Origin of the sequence: Neisseria sp. P0008.S010, assembly GCF_051962715.1 — a bacterium.
Taxonomy (GTDB): Bacteria; Pseudomonadota; Gammaproteobacteria; order Burkholderiales; family Neisseriaceae; genus Neisseria; species Neisseria elongata.
In genome coordinates this window covers 1-234 of sequence record NZ_JBQCVA010000443.1, presented here as the reverse complement: position 1 = coordinate 234, position 234 = coordinate 1, and the positions used below count along the sequence as shown (strand labels likewise).

The 234-nt window shown below is 52.6% G+C and carries 1 rRNA gene; it reads left to right on the top strand.

Going from position 1 to position 234, the window contains the following annotated elements:
- Positions 1-234 (top strand): 16S ribosomal RNA (locus ACTHSL_RS14265); the annotation flags it as partial.

Here is a 234-nt window from a genome sequence, read left to right as displayed (position 1 = left end):
AGACAGCCTACGGGTGGCAGCAGTGGGGAATTTTGGACAATGGGCGCAAGCCTGATCCAGCAATGCCGCGTGCAGGATGAAGGCCTTCGGGTTGTAAACTGCTTTTGTACGGAACGAAACGGTTCTTTCTAATAAAGAGGGCTAATGACGGTACCGTAAGAATAAGCACCGGCTAACTACGTGCCAGCAGCCGCGGTAATACGTAGGGTGCGAGCGTTAATCGGAATTACTGGG